Origin of the sequence: Chryseobacterium cucumeris (assembly GCF_016775705.1) — a bacterium.
Taxonomy (GTDB): domain Bacteria; phylum Bacteroidota; class Bacteroidia; order Flavobacteriales; family Weeksellaceae; genus Chryseobacterium; species Chryseobacterium cupriresistens.
Genome location: NZ_CP068760.1, coordinates 3,247,818 through 3,266,742 on the forward strand (window position 1 = coordinate 3,247,818; position 18,925 = coordinate 3,266,742).

Annotated in this window: 11 protein-coding genes; 2 read left to right on the plus strand and 9 right to left on the minus strand. The window is 34.1% G+C overall.

Annotated features, from left to right (window positions below; genetic code table 11):
• Positions 1-173: 173 nt before the first annotated feature.
• From JNG87_RS14625 to JNG87_RS14635, 3 genes are all read right to left on the minus strand, one after another.
• The gene (locus JNG87_RS14625) at positions 174-1,424 is read right to left on the minus strand and encodes an McrC family protein (protein ID WP_202839099.1); all 1,251 of its coding nucleotides are present in this window, start codon (positions 1,422-1,424) and stop codon (positions 174-176) included.
• Positions 1,424-4,063 (minus strand): McrB family protein, encoded by a 2,640-nt coding sequence (locus JNG87_RS14630; RefSeq protein ID WP_202839106.1) that lies wholly within the window; start codon positions 4,061-4,063, stop codon positions 1,424-1,426. Before JNG87_RS14630 ends, JNG87_RS14625 begins: the two co-directional genes overlap by 1 nt.
• A gap of 1,587 nt (positions 4,064-5,650) precedes the next feature.
• Positions 5,651-6,163, minus strand: a complete 513-nt coding sequence (locus JNG87_RS14635) for a hypothetical protein (protein ID WP_202839108.1) — start codon at positions 6,161-6,163, stop codon at positions 5,651-5,653.
• Between the two features lie 297 nt (positions 6,164-6,460).
• On the opposite strand from JNG87_RS14635, the gene JNG87_RS14640 reads away from it, so the two are divergent.
• On the plus strand, positions 6,461-6,871 hold the full coding sequence (locus JNG87_RS14640) for a helix-turn-helix domain-containing protein (RefSeq protein WP_202839109.1): 411 nt from the start codon (positions 6,461-6,463) through the stop codon (positions 6,869-6,871).
• 50 nt (positions 6,872-6,921) lie between these two features.
• On the opposite strand, the gene JNG87_RS14645 is transcribed toward JNG87_RS14640, so the two are convergent.
• The 3 genes from JNG87_RS14645 to JNG87_RS14655 form a co-directional block, all read right to left on the minus strand.
• Complete coding sequence (locus JNG87_RS14645; RefSeq protein ID WP_202839110.1) at positions 6,922-9,780, minus strand: type I restriction endonuclease subunit R; 2,859 nt, start codon at positions 9,778-9,780, stop codon at positions 6,922-6,924.
• 22 nt (positions 9,781-9,802) lie between these two features.
• Positions 9,803-10,423 carry a transposase gene (locus JNG87_RS14650; protein WP_202839111.1) on the minus strand — a complete coding sequence of 207 codons (621 nt, stop codon included), beginning with the start codon at positions 10,421-10,423 and terminating at the stop codon, positions 9,803-9,805.
• Between the two features lie 106 nt (positions 10,424-10,529).
• Complete coding sequence (locus JNG87_RS14655; protein WP_202839112.1) at positions 10,530-11,456, minus strand: tyrosine-type recombinase/integrase; 927 nt, start codon at positions 11,454-11,456, stop codon at positions 10,530-10,532.
• Between the two features lie 147 nt (positions 11,457-11,603).
• Here JNG87_RS14655 and JNG87_RS14660 point away from each other — a divergent pair, with 147 nt between their 5' ends.
• Positions 11,604-12,677, plus strand: a complete 1,074-nt coding sequence (locus tag JNG87_RS14660; protein WP_202839113.1) for a restriction endonuclease subunit S — start codon at positions 11,604-11,606, stop codon at positions 12,675-12,677.
• 59 nt (positions 12,678-12,736) lie between these two features.
• On the opposite strand, the gene JNG87_RS14665 is transcribed toward JNG87_RS14660, so the two are convergent.
• From JNG87_RS14665 to JNG87_RS14675, 3 genes are all read right to left on the minus strand, one after another.
• On the minus strand, positions 12,737-13,978 hold the full coding sequence (locus JNG87_RS14665; protein ID WP_202839115.1) for a restriction endonuclease subunit S: 1,242 nt from the start codon (positions 13,976-13,978) through the stop codon (positions 12,737-12,739).
• A gap of 55 nt (positions 13,979-14,033) precedes the next feature.
• Positions 14,034-15,602, minus strand: coding sequence for a type I restriction-modification system subunit M (locus JNG87_RS14670; RefSeq protein ID WP_202839117.1), 1,569 nt, complete (start codon positions 15,600-15,602; stop codon positions 14,034-14,036).
• A 566-nt stretch (positions 15,603-16,168) separates the two neighbouring features.
• A complete protein-coding gene (locus JNG87_RS14675) occupies positions 16,169-18,925 on the minus strand; it encodes a hypothetical protein (protein ID WP_202839119.1) in 2,757 nt (918 codons plus the stop codon).

Below are 18,925 nucleotides of genomic sequence, written 5' to 3' on the forward strand. Positions count from 1 at the left end.
GCTAAGCGAGCAGTTTGTATTATGTCTGAAGCAAGTAACTATGCACAAACAAACGTAAATACAAATAAGCGCCCACTTTGTCATTCCGACAATAATTAGCTGTGCACGCACACAGAAACATCCACCTAGTCATTCCGCAGGAATCTAAACTTTTATAATAATCGAAATTTACCTTAATAAGTTTTGTGTGAAGCGAGAAAATTTTCTTTTACAAATGATACAATATTCTCTTTCCATTGCTTTATATCTTGATGAGTCGAAATGAAAGCAACTCCGCAAGTCAGTGTATCGGTGGCATCATCATGTTCTATAGCCGAATAATCCCCTTTAATCAGTTTACTTTCTTTTCCCGGATATATCAGAGCTGTTTTTGTTGCTTTAAAATATCGGTGATAAGCATACATCTGCCTTAGATCTTCGGTTGACGGAAAATAATTTCCGTTTAAGTTTTTCCATTTTGTATCCAGAACAATTCTGTTTCCATTAGCTTCCAGAACAATATCAGGTTTCATTCTGCTGGCTCCGTTTTCTGATCTCCAGAATTCTTTGGATTGCTGGGCTCTTACTTTGATATCAATATGCTGTATATTTTTCTTTAAAACAACATATATAAACTGTTCCCAAAGACGGTTCATATCAAACATTAAGGCAAGTACATTATTTTTCCCTCTTGAAACATCAGGATGATAGTTCAGCAATAGCAGCTTTGCGATCTGCAGAGCTTTTTCATAATGTTGATTTTTCCGGTCAAAGTTGATTTTCTCAAATGTTGAATCTGTGACTTTGACATCACTCATTTCGGGGAAATTCAACAGTAGCATACCAATTCTGCTGCTCAGATCCGGCTTGCTGTTAGTCTGTTCAATAAGCTTCAGAGCTTTGTAGAGAATGCGGTGTATTTCATGATTGACATCATAATGAGAGTACTTTACATAAAATCTTTCGTGGTGAACCAGATTCTGAGATATATGTTTTGAAAACTGCAGAGCCCCCTTTAAAGCATGCAGATTTCCCTCTTTCCTGTTGTATCTTTTGATGAGTCCACGGTGAAGCAGATATTCTAATTCTTTTACATACAGTTCATAATAAAGATCCAGAATAGAGTTTTTTTTCAGCTTTAACGAAGCACTGCTGGAGACCTTTACTTCAAATCCCCATACCGTTCTTATCATGTCGTGCAATAGCTGTCTCCATTCATCTTTGCCGTTATGATCTGCTTTCGGAAGAATTTCAATGGTTGTTTGGGCAATCTTTATGACTCCTACATGTTGATTAAACTTTACACCGTTTTTTATAAGGCTAAAAAAAGGAGTTCCATCTCCATAATAATTCTCTAAAGCCTGGTCCAGTTTTAGTTTTTTATGTTCATCAGTAAAGTAGAGCTTTTCATGCTCAAAAACAACAATGGATTCTATTGGTTTCATTAAACAGACTGATTCATTAACAATAGAAGAGCTTTAGAGAAATCCATGTCGGTATCTCCAATTTTATAATGATGATCTGGTTTTCTGTAATCTATGATTTCATACGATTCTCTTTCTGAATACTCACTTTCATAGTCATCAAATGCTGCAAAAACAGATGATTCGGTAACTTTCTTTTTCACAAATCCTTTGCCCAGTACTAATCCTATTTTGCCGTAATCACCAAAGAAATACTCCTGTAGTAGAGGAATGATATTTTTATAAAAAGAATCTCTGATGGTTGTATTGTCTTTTCCTATAAAATAAGCATGTCCAATGGCGTGATCTTTATCAATCAGTTTTTCTATACGGTTGTTTATGATGGTCAATAATTTTTCAAAATCTATTCTTTCAAAATCAAACCTTTGAAAATATCCGGATTCTCTGACGATATTATTTTTTTTATCTTCTTTCATCTGTTCCCAGATACCTTCTTTTTCTTTTTTGAAGTCTTCAGAAACACCTAAAACAGAAAATAATTTATTCTCTTCAGTCAGATATTCTTTGTCGGTCCATTCATAGCTTTTATACTCCCATAATAGATTTTCTATCATTGCTGACGGGTTCAGAAGCTCAGGTTTAGGAGACATTTCTTCAAATGAAAATCGTCTTCTCAACGCTGTGTCCAAAGCTTCCACACTTCTGTCTGCTGTATTCATAGTTCCGATAATATACAGGTTGGAAGGAACTCCGAATTTATCTTTACTATATGGAAGGGTGATCTCCAGTACTTCATTATTGCCGATACGTTTATCCTCTTCAATAAGTGTAATGAGTTCTCCAAAGATTTGAGACACATTTCCACGGTTGATTTCATCAATGATCAATACATGAGGAAGGGGAGGAAGAGTTTCTTCTTTTACTTCGGTAATAGATTTTTCTTTTATTTTATTATTGATATAATTTAAAACAGACCAATACGCTGTAGAATTGGAACCTCCGATCACTTCTCTGAATTCCGTATTCACATTTTTAATTACGGACAGATCAGGAAATGCCTGCTGCAATTTCTCAGCTCTGGAATAAGATATCGTATAAATTTTTGAATCTTCAGAATAAATAGGCTTAAGATTTAGATTTCCTTTATCAGAAATATCCACTATTTTCAATCCCAGATTCGGAGTTTGTATAGTTAGTACAAGCGGATTTCCATCTTCCAGATGTCTGTTTGCATCCTGAACAAGATCACTCCAGGCATCATCAAAGGTATATGGTGTTACTGAATTTTCACTTTTTAATCTTGGTTTTCTGGCTTTATCAGCAATTCTTTTGAAAATTCCACTTTCGACCTCATAGATTACTTTTTTATTTCCGTTCTCATCTTCATCAATTTTAGGTTTAATGCCTTCAATAAAATCTTCGTAGCTCATGCTCTGATGGAAGGTGGTAAACACAATTCTTCCTTCATCTACCAGCTTTTTATATTCGTCCTTGATTTGCTTTCGGGTATGATCAGACAGAACAAAATCAGGGTTAGCGATCTGAATGGCTTTGTTGATGGTATTGTAGGTCTTACCAGTGCCAGGAGGACCATATAAAATCTGATTAAGCGGATGATTGATTACAGTATTCATTGTAAGTTCTGAATTCATATTTTTTATAACATCAATTAGTTTTTCTGAGGTAGCATCATAAAGCTCATCTAAGCATTCTACTACCTTTTCTACAAGGTCTTCATCGGAGAGTGTAAATTTCTTAATATGAGAAACCGAGTTTCCGAAGTGCCACTTTTTCCACTCCAGAGTATCAGTAGGAAGTTCACCCAACAGAGCTCTCAATTTTTCGGCGTTCTGATGACCGTCTTCAAAATGTAGGTCAACGGAAATACTTCCCTTTTTTATGATCACTTCATAATGAGCTCTTTTATGATTAAAATATTGTTCTTTATCAAAGATCCATATATTATTTCCATTAAGATTTCCAAAATCATACTCGAGTTGGTTTTTCTCAGTATATTCTTTTAGATTGGTAATAAAGGTTTTAAAATCCATTTGCTTTTTATCCCATTCTTTTTTCTGGTCATAGATATGGGCGGCTATTAATAATGTCTGATTTTCTGGATTTTTGGTTTTGTCAATATCCGAGAATTTTTCTTTCAATTCAGAAACAAAAGTGTCCGGGTTATAGGAATGATTCAGATAATGGTTAGAGATAAGTTCTCTATGGCTTAATGCTATAGAATTGATATTGTTTTCTGGCATCGCCAGCATATCTAAGGCATTTTTCACAGTGATATTTACATCATCTTTGTGATACTTGTAATTAAAAGTATTGATGACCCATGGTTTCATTCTTACTCCTGCTTTAGCCAATACTCTTTTATCATCATACTGATTATAAAAAGCTTTGCCACGAGCGTGAATATCACAATAGGAAATAATACTAAAGAGAATTTCCTTTATCGAAAAGAATTGATGTCCCTCTTTAATTTCAGCAAAGGTAGTATAGTCCTCTAAAAGATTTTGCAGTTTTATCTGTCCTTCATCGGATAAATAAAGATCCATCCATTTTTTTAATGCATCTTTTCCTTTTTGAAAGTAAAATTCATCGGATTGTATAAGGCGTTCAAAATAACTTGTTGCTGTTTCTATTACTGACATTTGGTTTTCCTGGGTGTTTAGTTTAGCTTTCTTTCTGGCGAAAGAACAACTTCTTCATTAGAAGAAGCAATAATAATAAAAATCTCCAGTTTCTGCTTACGGGAAAGCGTAAATTTTCTTGAAAGTCACTATAAATATTGCTCAGAAATACCCATAGGCCCTTCGGAAGTCCCTCTAACCTCTTCACCAAGCCTCTGGAGGGCCTTCATGAGCGGTTTCCACCCCCTTCATGAAGGGGCTCACCCCCTTGGGTAGGGGGTAGACGGACTTGGATAAGGGGCTCCACCTGCTTATATAAGAGGGTAGAGACCGTTGTCCAAAGGAACGGAGACGGTTGCTATACTACCTGGAGGGTGTTAGGAAGGTAAGAGGGGGTAATAGATTATTGTAAGAATCATGCGTACTATTCATCTGGCTTCATCAGTGGCGTAGCCACCATTCTTTGCTTCCTCCAATCATCAATTCGAACCAATAAAACCTTTGCATTTTAAAATATTCTGTTTCTTCAGATGCAATGGCTTATTATTTTGTTTTAAACGCAAGGTCGCAAAGTTTTCAATATTGATATGTTTTGTAAGGCGCAGGAAAATCAAAGATTTTCAGCAGGTAAGTATATTGGGTTATAGCAATTTTATCGGAGATAAAATCCTTGCGCCTTAAACAGCGTCCCTATAATAAGAACTTGCGTCTTTACGATTTCCAACCAAAATATGATAAACAGATAACCACAAAAAAGCACATTTTCACGTGCTCTCAAAAAAGTATTTATTCTTACTGATTAATACAATGGCTTATTATTTTGTTTTAAAAGCAAGGTCACAAAGTTTTCAATATTGATATGTTTTGTAAGGCGCAAGAAAATCAAAGATTTTCAGCAAGTAAGTATATTGGGTTATAGCAATTTTATCGGAGATAAAATCTTTGCGCCTTAAACAGTATCCCTATAATAAGAACTTGCGTCTTTGCGATTTCCAACCAAAAATAAGCAGATGGATCATCACAAAAAAAGCACGTTTTTCACGTGCTCTCAAAAAAGTATTTATTCTTACTGATTAATACAATGGCTTATTATTTTGTTTTAAAAGCAAGGTCGCAAAGTTTTCAATATTGATATGTTTTGTAAGGCGCAGGAAAATCAAAGATTTTCAGCAGGTAAGTATATTGGATTATAGCAATTTTATCGGAGATAAAATCCTTGCGCCTTAAACAGCGTCCCTATAATAAGAACTTGCGCCTTTGCGATTTCCAACCAAAATATGATAAACAGATATCCACAAAAAAGCACGTTTTCACTTTATTCTTACTGATTAATACAATGGCTTATTATTGTTTTAAACGCAAGGTCGCAAAGTTTTCAATATTGATATGTTTTGTAAGGCGCAGGAAAATCAAAGATTTTCAGCAGGTAAGTATATTGGGTACAGCAATTTTATCGGAGATAAAATCTTTGCGCCTTAAACAGCGTCCTTATGATGAGAGCTTGCGTCTTTGCGATTTCCAACCAAAAATAAGCAGATGGATCATCACAAAAAAAGCACGTTTTCACGTGCTCATGTTGAGAGAGGATGTATTGAATGTAACACTATTTTACTTAGAAGATGTATCAGGATCTGCTGAGGACGGAGGAACCTGAGTTTGCTGAGGAGTCTGTCCCGTCACAAAAAACTGCTTCATATCATCATAAATAACATTGGTACCCGGTACATTCTCTTCGGAAAGGTATCTGATGCTTCGGTAGAAACTGATGGCGTTATGATAGTTATCGTGATCCAGCAATACTTTGGTGTCTGAAAGCTGTTCTGTTAAAGAATCCAGCTGTTGTAATCTTTGTTCAATCTGTTCTCTGGCGATATAATCTTTATCGAATTCTGCTTTATCCAGGAAGTTAGGAACATACTGGGCATATTGTTCCATGTAGATCTTGGCTTTGTTCACGAAGAGCTTGTTTTGTTCTGCAATTCTTCCGTATTGCTGTCGCTGATCCGGAGTAAGGTTGATGGTTTTTCCTAACAGTACAGACTGGATGTCCTGAATTGCTTTATCAATCGTTTCCAGATCACTTGTTGAAAAGCTTACACTGATTAAATTGTCTAGTGCCATAATATTGTGTTTTTTGGTTTGTACGATCAAATATAGCGAGTGCCAGGCATAGAAAAACAGGGGATTGTAAGATTTTTAGCGCATGTTCGTCAGAAAGTGAAAACCGGATAACAGCGTTTGTTTTTTCTGACTTTTTGATGAAAAAAAAGCGGGCATAAAAACGGAAATGGCGAAATAGGAGAGAAGGACCGTTTCGCAATATCAGCATGAAGAACATAGATTATAATTAAGCTGTTTTTTAAGAGGCATTTTTATAAATATTTTTCTATATTTAAACCTCATAAATGTTGATTTATCATGGAACATACAATACATCAGGGACGCAATGTAAAACGATTCAGAGAAATGCTGGGCATCAAGCAGGAAGCATTAGCTCTTGACCTTGGGGACGACTGGAACCAGAAGAAAGTTTCTCTGCTGGAACAGAAAGAAATTATTGAAGACCCTCTACTGAAAAGAATTTCTGAAGTATTGAAAATTCCGGTGGAAGCGTTTCAGAATTTTGATGAGGAGCAGGCGGTGAATATTATTTCTAATACGTTTGATAATGGTTCTTTCCTGAACACAGGACATACTCCTACTTTTAATGTAAATCCCATTGAAGAAATAAAGAAGTTGCATGAAGAAAAGATGGAACTTTATGAAAGGATGCTGAAGGAGAAGGATGAGATGATGGGGAGGCTGGAGAGGTTGATTGAGAAGGGATAACTAAAGATATAGAAAAAGGTTCAGCAGATGCTGAACCTTTTTATTTTAGATTAGGCGCTAACTCCATCAATGAAAACATCTACAAAATTTTGAACCTTCTGAATAATTCTTCTACCTATATTATTTCTTTCAGTAAGTTTTGGCTTTACTTCAAGAAGTTTTAATGTATCACTAATTTTAGGTGTCTTGGAAGTGAATAGAAAATCATCAATAGCATCTCTGAACCGGTCTTTATTCAAAGATTCTTCGGTAGCAATTTTTTCAAAAGCAAAGTTCTTCTCCTTATTCCAATACTTTTCAAATTCTTCATTCACATTATCTCCGTCGGAAATATGAGGTAAGTTTTCTTCTATAAACTTTTCTATCAGTTCTTTTTTGCTTCGCAATTTTGCATCACCAGAAAGAATATCTCTGATTTCTTTTTTCTTTTGTTCTAGTTTATTTCCTTTTAGATTTGAGTCGGTAAGATTGGCTAAGAGTGAAAGGATATAACTTACATTGATTTCATCTCGGTGAATTAATTCCAGTTCAAAATCTACATCATCTAAAATGCTGGCTTTTCCTTCTCCTCCTTTTGGTTTTGTTTCGTTCCAAATATCTAAATACTTGCTTTTATAGCCATCAAATTCAAATTCGGTCATTTCTAATTTGTCAAAATCAAAATCGGCAAATGATTTTAAAACATTCAGAACACGCATAACTTCACGAAAAGCAGTGATAAACTCAAACTTTTCCTGTTCAGTTTGATAATTGTTGATACTGTCAATTTCAGGTGCAACTAATTTTAATGTCTCTAAAGCAGAATTAAAAAGATCAATATAATCTTCTATTGGATGAATAATGATTTCCTGAATCGCTTCCTTATTAGAAAACAAAGTGACAGCATCATCAGTTGCAGATTTTAGATTTCTAAAACAAACAATGTTTCCTTGAGATTTTTTTTCGCCTAAAAGCCTGTTGGTACGGGAAAATGCTTGAATAAGCCCGTGATATTTAAGGTTTTTATCTACAAATAAAGTATTTAATTGTGGACTATCAAATCCGGTCAGGAACATATTCACAACAATAATTAAGTCAACTTCTTTATTGCGAACTCTTTTGGCAACATCATTATAGTAGTTGTAAAAAGTCTGAGAATCTTTTGTTGAAAAGTTTGTTCCAAACATTTCATTATAATGACCGATATACCTATCTAATATATTTCTGCTATGAAAATCTCCGTACTGTGCTTGTGGTTCTGCTACCATTCCAAATTCAGGTTCTTCATAGATTCCATTTGCATCCTTAGATTCTTCATTAGTTCCGTAACTGAAAATAGTTGCAATCTTTAACTGATGCTTACCTTCTTCCTTTTTCTTCTGGAAAAGGTCATAATATTTCTGCAAAACATCAATGTTGCTTACACAAAACATTGCATTAAAAGTACTATTATGAGTTTTTCTTCCGTATTCTGCGATGAGATAATCTGCAATTTTTTCAAGACGTTTTGGGCTTTCAAGAAGTTCATTGGTATCTATCGCTTCAACATCAGTATCAATATAAGTATTGCTTCCTTCTTTTTCCTTGTATCTTCCGACATATTCCACAGAAAACTTCAAAACATTATCGTCACGAATTGCATCCGTAATCACATATTTATGAAGACAGTCCTCAAACAATCTGTTGGTTGTTGCAGGAGCTCCATCTATTTTCCCAATTGAATTAAGATCAGAAATCGGAGTTCCTGTAAAGCCTATCATTTGAGCGTTCTTAAAATACTTTTTGATATTCTGGTGAGTATCTCCAAACTGACTTCTGTGACATTCATCGAAAATGAAAACCACTTTCTTATCTTTCAGGTTGTCAATTTTATTACCGTGCTTTTCCTTGGTGATTGCAGTATTTAACTTCTGTAAAGTAGTTACAATCAGTTTTGTATTATTTGAAAGTTGCTTAACTAAGTGTGCAGTGTTTTCAGTGGCATCTACACTTCCTTTTTCAAAAGCATCAAATTCTTTCTGTGTCTGATAATCCAAATCTTTTCGGTCAACCACAAAAACTATTTTCTCAACTTTAGGAATTTCCTTCAGAATCTGACTGGCTTTAAAGGAAGTCAGTGTTTTTCCTGAACCTGTTGTATGCCAGATAAAACCATTCTTATCGGTATTTCTTACTCGATCAACAATTTTCTCAACGGCATAATATTGATAAGGTCTTAAAACCATTAGTATTTTATTCGTCTCATTCAGAACAATATATTTGGTAATCATTTTAGCAATATGGCAGGGCTCTAAAAATGACTGTGCGAAATCTTCAAGCTGTGTTATATTATTGTTATGCTCATCTGACCAAAAGAATGTCTGTTTAAAAGTCTGCTTTGCGTTGTTGGAATAATATTTTGTATTAACTCCATTACTGATTATAAACAACTGAACATAATTAAATAAGCCATTCCCAGAATTGAAAGATTGATGATGATAACGATTGATTTGATTAAAAGCTTCTTTCATTTCCAAACCACGACGTTTCAATTCAATCTGTACCAATGGTAATCCATTAATCAGTATGGTTACATCATATCTGTTTTTAAAATTACCTTCCTGAGCAATTTGATTGGTTACCTGAAACTGATTCTGGCACCAGTGATCCTGGCTGATAAACTCAATCCATTCTGAACTTCCGTCATCTTTAATAAAGTGAAATTTATCTCGAAGAATTTTTGCTTTCTCAAAAACATTTCCTTTAGAAAGATGATTTAGAATTTTTTCAAATTCTTTATCGGAAAATGTCTTCTTATTATGAATTTCAAGTTGAGTTTTTAGATTTTTAATTAGATCATTTTCATTGCAGATTTTGACTTTCTTGTGACCTAATTGCTGCAACTGTTCAACTAATTTTTGTTCTAAAATATATTCTGGTTGGCTTGACATTGTGGTTATTAATTTTTTAAATTTAAAAAATCATCTCATCTTTAATTTTCTGATGGCAAATTATGAAATTTTCTGCATTATCAAATAATTCTATTACCTCATTTCTTGCTATAGAAGTAGGTTTATTACTTAAAATAGTTTGATAAGATGAGTATTTGAATTGTCTGAAATTATCAGTTATTGAATGAAGTTGAGGATTCTGATGAATATAAATTATGTTATTTCTTAAGTACTCTTCAGAAATAATTTCTTTTCGTCTGAAAGGAGATTCAATAAGAGCTCCATGTCTGTTATTCTCTTTATTAAAAGCCTGTGAGTAAGAATTAAAAACTCTTGAAAACTGTTTGGAAAAGATGTTTTGCAATGAATGTAATCCCTTTTCAGCTTTAGTAATATTATTAAGTTGAGTCTTAGCGAATAAATTTAATTCTTTTTCTGATTTTACTTTAATCAAAAGATGAAAATGGTTTGAAAGAAGACAGTAAGAATAAAGGTCACATACGGGCACTAATAATTGAGTTATTTTTTGAAGAAAGAAATTTTTATTATGATCCGATTTAAAAATTACATCTCCATTTATTCCTCTGTTAAAGATATGGTAATATTTATCCGGCTCTATAATAGTAATCCTGTTATCATTCATCAAATGTTGTTTTCTCAAAGATAAGAAATAAAAGAATAAAGTAGTGGTATGAGACTCGATAGTAGAAAGCCTTGTCAAGGTTTTAAACCTTGACAAGGCTGATAAATTACTTAAGAGCTTTAAACATCTGATCGATTGCTTTTTTCTTTTGTTCCAGATTAGGGTGGACATAGAGATTTAGTGTAGTACTGATATTGGAATGACCTAATAAAACACTAACTGTTTTATAATCACACTTACTTTCGATACATCTTGTTGCAAAACTGTGTCGTAATCCATGAAATTTAATATCCGGAATTTCCAGATATCGCATCAGATTTTTATAGTAGCTTCGGTAAGTTCTTGGTTCTGTTGGCCTCGAATCATTAGTTAAAACATAAAACGCCGGATTAACAATTTTCTTAAATGGTTTCAGCATTCTCAAAAGATCTCTGGAAATCGGTATTTCACGGATTGAGTTTTTTGTTTTTGGTGTATCAATAAGAAGTTCAGTCCTACGTTCTCCTCCTTCAATAACATAGATTCTTTGGATGGTTTTTCGAATATTGATAATGCCATTGTCTGTATCAATATCTTCCCAGGTAAGTGCACATATTTCACCAATTCGCATTCCAGAGCAAAGACAGATATAGACACCTAAATTTCTAAAAGTAAAATGCTCCTGAATATAACTCATTACCTTTTTCTGATGTGTTCTGCTCAATACCTCTATCGTATGAGTTTCCCGAACCGTAGGATATTGTACATCAAAATTGATGAACTCAATCCATTTATTCTTTGCTCCAAATTTCAATACCATTTTGAGCACAATGAGAATGTCTTTGATACTTTTCTGGCTTAACCCCTGATCTAGCTTTTGAAACACAAACTTTTGTACATCTTCATCCTCAATCTCAAAGTAGTCTTTAAATACAGGCAATAAATGATTTTCCAGCAACAGTACATAAGCCGAAAAGGTTGATTTTTTTACATACATCTTTTTGTCATTCTTCCAAAGTTCAGCGATTTCTGCTAATGTTTTCTTTCTTGTCATAAATTTTTTGATTTTTAAATTAAACTGAAAGTTAACATTAAGGATAAAATTACTTTGTCATTTAGGATTTAAAATATCAAATCTTTTACATAGAGGAACTTTTATTTTCCTAATTTACGATTTCCGGGGTTTGAAGGTACGTGGGAAGTGAAGAAGTTGGAAGATATTGTGAAAAATATTTCTTCAGGGAAATCAAAAAATAGTACTTCACAAGGTAAATATCCTTTTTTTGGGTCAACTGGAGTAATTTCTTATTCTAATCAATCAGACTATTCTGGTGATAAAATACTAATCGCAAGAGTTGGAGCAAATGCTGGATTTATTTATAAAGTAAAAGGAAGTTATGCTGTTTCTGATAACACATTAATCGTAGATATAAAAAATGAGAAAGTCTTAGACTTTATTTTTTACTATTTATCAAAGTTTAATCTTAATAAATTAATATTTGGTTCTGGGCAACCATTAATTACTGGAGGGCAGTTAAAATCAATTAGAATAACACTTCCTTCAATCGAGGAACAAAACAAGATATCAACTTTCTTCCCACTTATCGATAACAGAATTCAAACCCAAAAGAAAATAATTGAGAAGTTAGAAACCTTAATGAACACAAGTCGTGAAAAGATATTTTCTCAAAAATTAAGATTTAAAGATGAGCACGGAAATTACTTTCCTAAATGGAAGCTAAACAAATTGGGGAATTTAGGAATGTTTTTTTCGGGAGGAACTCCATTAACATCTAATAGAAAGTATTATCAGGGAAATATTCCATTTATCAAATCTGGAGAAATTAACTCCGTTGAAACTGAGCAATTTATCTCGGAAGATGCTTTGAAAAATTCTTCTGCAAAAATGGTAAATGTTGGTGATATATTATATGCCTTATATGGTGCAACTAGTGGAGAAGCTGGGATATCAAAATTAAATGGTGCTATAAATCAGGCAATTTTATGTATAAGAACAGAACTTGATAACTTATTTTTATTAAATTATTTGAAATTTAAAAAACAAAATATTTTAAGTACATATCTTCAAGGAGGACAAGGGAACTTATCTTCTGAAATAATAAAATCTTTATTAATACCAATTCCTGATTCCAATGAACAAGTAAAAATAGCTAATTTTCTTTCTTCAATTCAAGAAAAAATAGAAACAGAAAAACAGATTTTAGAAAAATTAGAGCTTCAGAAAAAATTTCTTTTATCTAATTTGTTTATTTGAAAAACGAAGCCTTGTCAAGGTTTTAAACCTTGACAAGGCTGGATTGAAAAGCTAATCTATTAAACAAAAAGATTTTGTAATAAATATTTTTTCTGATTTTCGTATTGAATTAGTAATTCGTTTTCTAGGGTTATTTTCTCATCAAATTTTGATAAAAGCTTAGCTATTTTAATTTGTTCTTTCAAATCTGGCAGATTAATTTTTATTCTCGAAAAATTTTCATAGAATAAATAATCTCTAACGCCTCCCTCTACATTTCTTAAAACTTCTTTTCTGAAAATATCAGTTCGTAGATATTGAAATAAAAACTCATCATCAACTGCATCTGTTGTTTTAAAACAGACATACAAAGAACTAATTATAATATTTTCCAAATTTCTACTATAACCAATTGAACCAACATTGATTCTTGCAGGATTATAAGCAAAGGTTTCTTTCTCTATTATTTTGTATAACGAAATATCATAGCCTCTCTCGTCACTATCAATACCTTCAAACTGTTCAGCCTGACTTATAAATCCTTTTTTATTGTTGATTGAATAAACTGGTAGTTTGAGGTTTTCCTTATTTTTTTTATTCACAATATAGGTTAGGTCTCCTAATTTTTGGAAATTTTCTTTTTTTGATTCTGATGAGTTAAATCCTTCTTTAAAAAGCTTAAAAGATATTTCTTTTTTTGTTATTTGTAAATCCTCAATTATTTTCTTTTGGGTTTGAATGCGAGAATTTAAAAGAGATAAAAAGTTTGCTAATTTGTTTTGTTCTTCCAATGGAGGAAATTTCAAATTTAATAACGCTAGTTGACTTGAATACAAGTGTACAACAGAAATTCCTTGAGAGAGTTTGGCTATTTCTAATTTCTTTTTGCTGTTCAAATAATATGAAAGAAAAACACCATTGTTTTTAGTTTTTATTATATTCAAATCTCCACCTAAAGCAACTCCATGTTTGAGAACACAAGATGCGGTTGCAATATCAATTTGAGTTTCTCCAGAAGCAGGAATTATAACATCATTAGCTTCACTTAAAACAAGAGAAGAAATATCTGTATTTGTTTTTGATTTTATTTCCGAAATAACTTCTTCATAAAAAGTATATAACTCTCCATATCTAATACATTCAGTTTCTCCATTTTCGTCTATATCGCTTTTTGAAATGCCTTTGCCTTTAGTGAAATTTGCAATTTCTCCCAGTCTTTTAGTTTCCCATTTTTCAATCCCAAATTCAGGAAATCTGAGCTTTGGAATCCCTAAATCACCTGAATTAGGAAAATTCTTTACACTTTTATTTTTTTTTGTCATCTCGATCATTTATTGTTATAGCTATCAACATTAAGGATTTAATAAAAAATAAAAGTTAGCTTACTAAGCCTAATTCTTTCAAATATACTTCGATTTCCGCATCTAATTGAGAACGCTTTGCTTCAAGCTGTTTAATTTCAGCCATTACCGCTTGAATATCAATTTCCTCCTCTTCTTCAAAAGTATCGACATATCTCGGAATATTCAAGTTATAATCATTATCCGCAACCTCTTGTAAAGTAGCTTTATGACTGAATTTTTCAATTACCGTACGGTTTTGATAGGTTTCAACAATTTTGTCAATATGTTCATTGAGAAGCACATTCTGATTTTTCTGTTTTTCAAATTCTTTACTGGCATCTACAAACAGAATATCTTCATCGGCTTCACGACATTTCTTAAAGATTAAAATACAAGTCGGAATACTAGTACCAAAGAAAATATTGGCAGGTAAACCAATTACTGCATCTAAATAATTTTTTTCTTTAATTAGATATTTTCGGATAACTAATTCCGCTGCACCACGGAACAGAACACCATGAGGCATAACGACTGCCATAATTCCATTTTCATCTAAATGGTGAATCATATGTTGAATGAAGGCAAAATCTGCTTTTGAAGATGGTGCTAATTTTCCATATTGTGAAAATCTTTCATCCAAAAGATGGAGTTCATTAGCACTCCATTTAGCAGAGAAAGGAGGGTTAGCAACAATAGCATCAAAGGTTTTGTCAAGGTGTTGAGGCTTTTCTAATGTGTCTTCCTGTCTTATATCAAAGTTGCTATAATTAACACCATGAAGAATCATATTCATTCTTGCAAGATTGTAAGTAGTACGGTTCATTTCCTGACCATAAAAATCACTTACTTTTGCTTCACGGGCAACACGTAGAAGCAAAGAACCACTTCCGCAAGTTGGATCATAAACAGACTTTAATTGTGATTTTCTACTTGTGACAATTCTTGCTAAAATAGTAGAAACTTGTTGTGGAGTATAGAACTCACCTGCTTTTTTTCCAGCACCGCTGGCAAACTGTGCAATTAGATACTCATAGGCATCCCCCAAAACGTCAGCATTAGTATCCGATAAATTGAAATCAATATCATCGAGATGATATAAGACTTTTGAAATCAACGTGTTTTTTTCGTCTTCTGTTCTCCCTAATTTTGCTGAAGTAAGATCTAAATCATCAAACAATCCTTCAAAGTCATCTTCACTATTAGTTCCAAGAGTAGATTGCTCAATATTATTTAGGATTTTGGAAAGTTCAGCTAAGATGAAATTAGATTTGCCTTCCTGCTTTTGATGTCCTTTTTTAGCAATATTACTAAAAAGCTCAGAAGGCTTTAGAAAATAACCCAGATCTTCAACAACTTCTTCATAAATAGCTTCAACAATTTCTTTTCCAGATTCTGAATTTTCATCAACATCATTATAATCAATATCTTCTCCAGAATCTAATAAAATTTTGTTTGCTGTAAAATGAATTTTTTCAGAAAGATATTTGTAAAAGATAAATCCTAAAATGTAATCTCTGAATTCATCAGCATCCATTTTACCACGTAAAGTATTAGCTATATTCCAAAGTTGCTGTTGCAACTGTCGTTTCTGTTCTTCTGACATTTTATCCTTAATTAAAAACTTTAAAGATATTTTTTTTTAGGTTAAAAAGAAAGAATAGAGCTGAAAATTTTATGTAATGTTGAATCCTTTATTGTAACATATTATATTATAAGTGAATGATTCTTGATTTTAGTCCACAGTCACAGCCTGCATCCTCCTATACATCCACTTCCTCAATCTCCACACAGGCAATACACAAAATAACCCAAAGCATCATTCTTTAAACCAATATTCTGTCAACCTCTGTTCTCCGGATTTTAATAAAATACCCTGTTGAACCGCCCATTTCAGGTCTCTGCTTGCAGTGGAGCAGAAATAATCCTGAAGTTCTGCATATAGCCTTTTCTGCTGAACTTATTTTGTTTTTATTTTCTCTTTAAATAAGAAAGTTCTGTCTTCTGTATACAATGTTTTATTTTGAGATTGTAAAAGTATAGGAAGGTTTCATCTCTTTGATAGTATCATATGATACTATCAAAGAATGACATTTATATGAGAACCGGATAGATATTTTGAAAATAAGCTATTGATTGAAGTCTACAACTAATGACTTTTATTCTGTCATTCTAACCCCCAAACTTCTTCACCCTGATCACCTTTTCCCTTACTTTAATCACAAAAGGCTCCAGTTTTACTATTTTCCCGGCTTCCACTTTGAAAGTATCAGTAGAGCGTTCGCAATAGGTATTGGACGGCAGAGAGTTTTTGTTCAGCTCAATCCTGTAATTTCCGGAAGGTAGGAAAGAGGCAAATTCACCGTTGTCGTCGGTGATGATATGATGTACTAACTGTTCGTTACGGTAAATATTGAAAAGAATACCTCCGACTTTGGGTGTGAAATCTACTGCGGTTTTGGAATCAAAATCGTAGGTTATTTTTCCCTGGGTCGTTCCGTTTTGATGAAGAGGGATCTCAAAAGAGTAGTGGTGTTTGTCTACCGTAAACTCGGTTTCATCGTAATACCAGCCTTGCTGGATCACCTGTTTCAGGGCGTACTTTCCGTAAGGGATAGAACGGTAGCTGATAGAACCTGATGGATCGGTTTTAAATGAAATATTGTTAAGCATAATGAGATAGCCTGCCGCTTCTTTGTCGCCTTCATCATAGATATTGTTTTCATTCAGGTCATAATAGACAAATGCTTTGATGTCTCCTTTTTTACCCGGATCAAGGGTGCTGTTTCTAAGGTTGACGGTCACACCGGCTTCCACGGTCAACAGATTATTGGTGAAGCTTCCGGCAGTATAACTGAAGTAGGATGAGTTCAGATATAGAGCGTACTTTTCCCTTGAATACTTCAGGTTCATAAAGCCGGAAGGCGATTTTCCGTACAGAACATCATCCGTATAAGAAACCCCTGAGGTGACATTCAGCTGACGATTGAAGAAGTTTTTATTGACAAAAGCAGAAAGGGAAAGCTTTTCGTAGGGAGTGCTCTGGTTCATCATTTTTGAAAAAGCATATTCGGAGAGGAAATAACTTCCGTGCTGATAGATCCCGTTCACGGTAAGCCATTTGTAGCTGTAAGTTCCGCTTACTTTCATCTGAAACTGCTGTTTGTCGTTGTCCGGATATTGTGCCAATCCTGTTTCCATGCTTAAGATGGAGGAGTGTTGCTTATCAGGGCTCAGCCAGGTAAGGTATTCCGTAAAACGCTGGGCTTTCAGCTGTTTGGTATTCTCATAAGGCTGGGCATTGAAAAAATTATTATAAGAATTGGAATTTTCTTCCTGATACTGGTAGCCAAGTCCCATCCCGAAATTTCCTTTTTTAGGGAAGTTGATTCCCGTATCCAGTCTTAGATTGCTCGAATTCAGGGTGTTGTCGTAAAAGTAGAACTTAGGTGAAAAATGGGAAGCTGTAATGTTGGCATACACATAATGATCTTTGAAAATCATGGTAGAGAAATTCTGCTGAATCTGTAAAATTCCTCTTCTGTTTCCAGGATAATAATCTGTGCTGTAGAAATAATTTCCGTTCAGATTGACCTTTTTGATCATTCCGGAATATTGTGATTCCAAAGCGAGGGAAGGTTTTGCAGGCTGGTTGTTTTCGTAGAAACTCAGTCCGCCATACACCTTGGTGTTGGTTCTCCAGTCTTTGCCGAAAGCATACTGAAGATCTGTTCCGGCTACATGATGTCTGGCTTTTTCGTAAGGATCATCCCTGAAAATATACGTTCCGGAGATATTATGGGAAGCGTTTTGAGCTCCAAGAGTTCCCCGGGTATAAAATCCATAACCATACTTCAGAAAAGAATTTCTTTCGATCAGGCTGTAGGTCTGGTCTACGAAACCTGCTTCAATTTTTTTGTCTTTATCAGGAGAAGTGTAGGCATATTCGAGCCCTCTTCCAAACATGGAAAGTTCCAGTAATTTATTGATGTTTCCGATGGTGAATTCACTGTTTTCCCTGTGATAGGTCAGATAGGTATTGTTGACAATAGGATCATTCTGATTTTTCATGGTATAGATATTCCCCCGGATGAAAATATAGCCTGAAGGAAGGTTGAAACCTCCCGAACCTACCAATTGATACATGTCCAGGTTTTCTCCGGCATGCCTGTAACTTGCCGTGATGGTATTCCTGGTAAAGTTGGAAAAAGCGGTGGATTCCATATCCTCATAACGCTGTACCGAAGAAACATTTTGCACAGATACCGTAGTGTTGCCGAATATCTCTCTGTCCGGCTCTCTGAAACCTGCAATATTGACGGAAATCTGAGTGCTTCGGGATCTGATTCTGGAAGGCAGAAAACGGAACACAAAGACTGAATCTTTCTGCACCCCTATACTTCCTGTTTTCTCTATAAAAGCATTTCCCTGCTCAGCTTCAGGAATTTTAAAGACAACCGTTACATGCTGCTTTCTGTTCCCAAGATTAGAAACCCTTGCCCTCACTTCTACCGAATCGGTAGCCTTATTCACATAAATCAGAGGAGTTTCTGCCGTGATGCGCATGGCATTGTTTTCAGTAACGGTGTAAGGTATTTCTTTTTCCGCCATTGTTTTATTCTGCTGGTCAGAAAGACGGAAACCCAGACGGGATTCTCCCGAAACGGCATTATTACTGACTACAATTTTTACCGGAATGAAAAGATGTTCACCGGATTTCATTTCGACCTGAAGACTGTTGCCCGAAATATTCCTGAAACCTTGAGGAATCGTAATGTTTATTTTTCCTTTGAAATCATTTGTGCTTTGATTGTCAAGGACAATGATCAGATCCAGAATGCCTGTTTTATCTGTTCTGGATTCATTACGGATATCAAGACTTATCCCGGAACTGCTTTGCGCCGGAATCCATATCTGAAACGAAATCAA

Coding starts and splice junctions, on each gene's coding strand:
- JNG87_RS14625 (WP_202839099.1), bottom strand. CDS start 1,424: ATGAAACCAATAGAATCCATTGTTGTTTTTGAGCATGAAAAGCTCTAC.
- JNG87_RS14630 (WP_202839106.1), bottom strand. CDS start 4,063: ATGTCAGTAATAGAAACAGCAACAAGTTATTTTGAACGCCTTATACAA.
- JNG87_RS14635 (WP_202839108.1), bottom strand. CDS start 6,163: ATGGCACTAGACAATTTAATCAGTGTAAGCTTTTCAACAAGTGATCTG.
- JNG87_RS14640 (WP_202839109.1), top strand. CDS start 6,461: ATGGAACATACAATACATCAGGGACGCAATGTAAAACGATTCAGAGAA.
- JNG87_RS14645 (WP_202839110.1), bottom strand. CDS start 9,780: ATGTCAAGCCAACCAGAATATATTTTAGAACAAAAATTAGTTGAACAG.
- JNG87_RS14650 (WP_202839111.1), bottom strand. CDS start 10,423: ATGAATGATAACAGGATTACTATTATAGAGCCGGATAAATATTACCAT.
- JNG87_RS14655 (WP_202839112.1), bottom strand. CDS start 11,456: ATGACAAGAAAGAAAACATTAGCAGAAATCGCTGAACTTTGGAAGAAT.
- JNG87_RS14665 (WP_202839115.1), bottom strand. CDS start 13,978: ATGACAAAAAAAAATAAAAGTGTAAAGAATTTTCCTAATTCAGGTGAT.
- JNG87_RS14670 (WP_202839117.1), bottom strand. CDS start 15,602: ATGTCAGAAGAACAGAAACGACAGTTGCAACAGCAACTTTGGAATATA.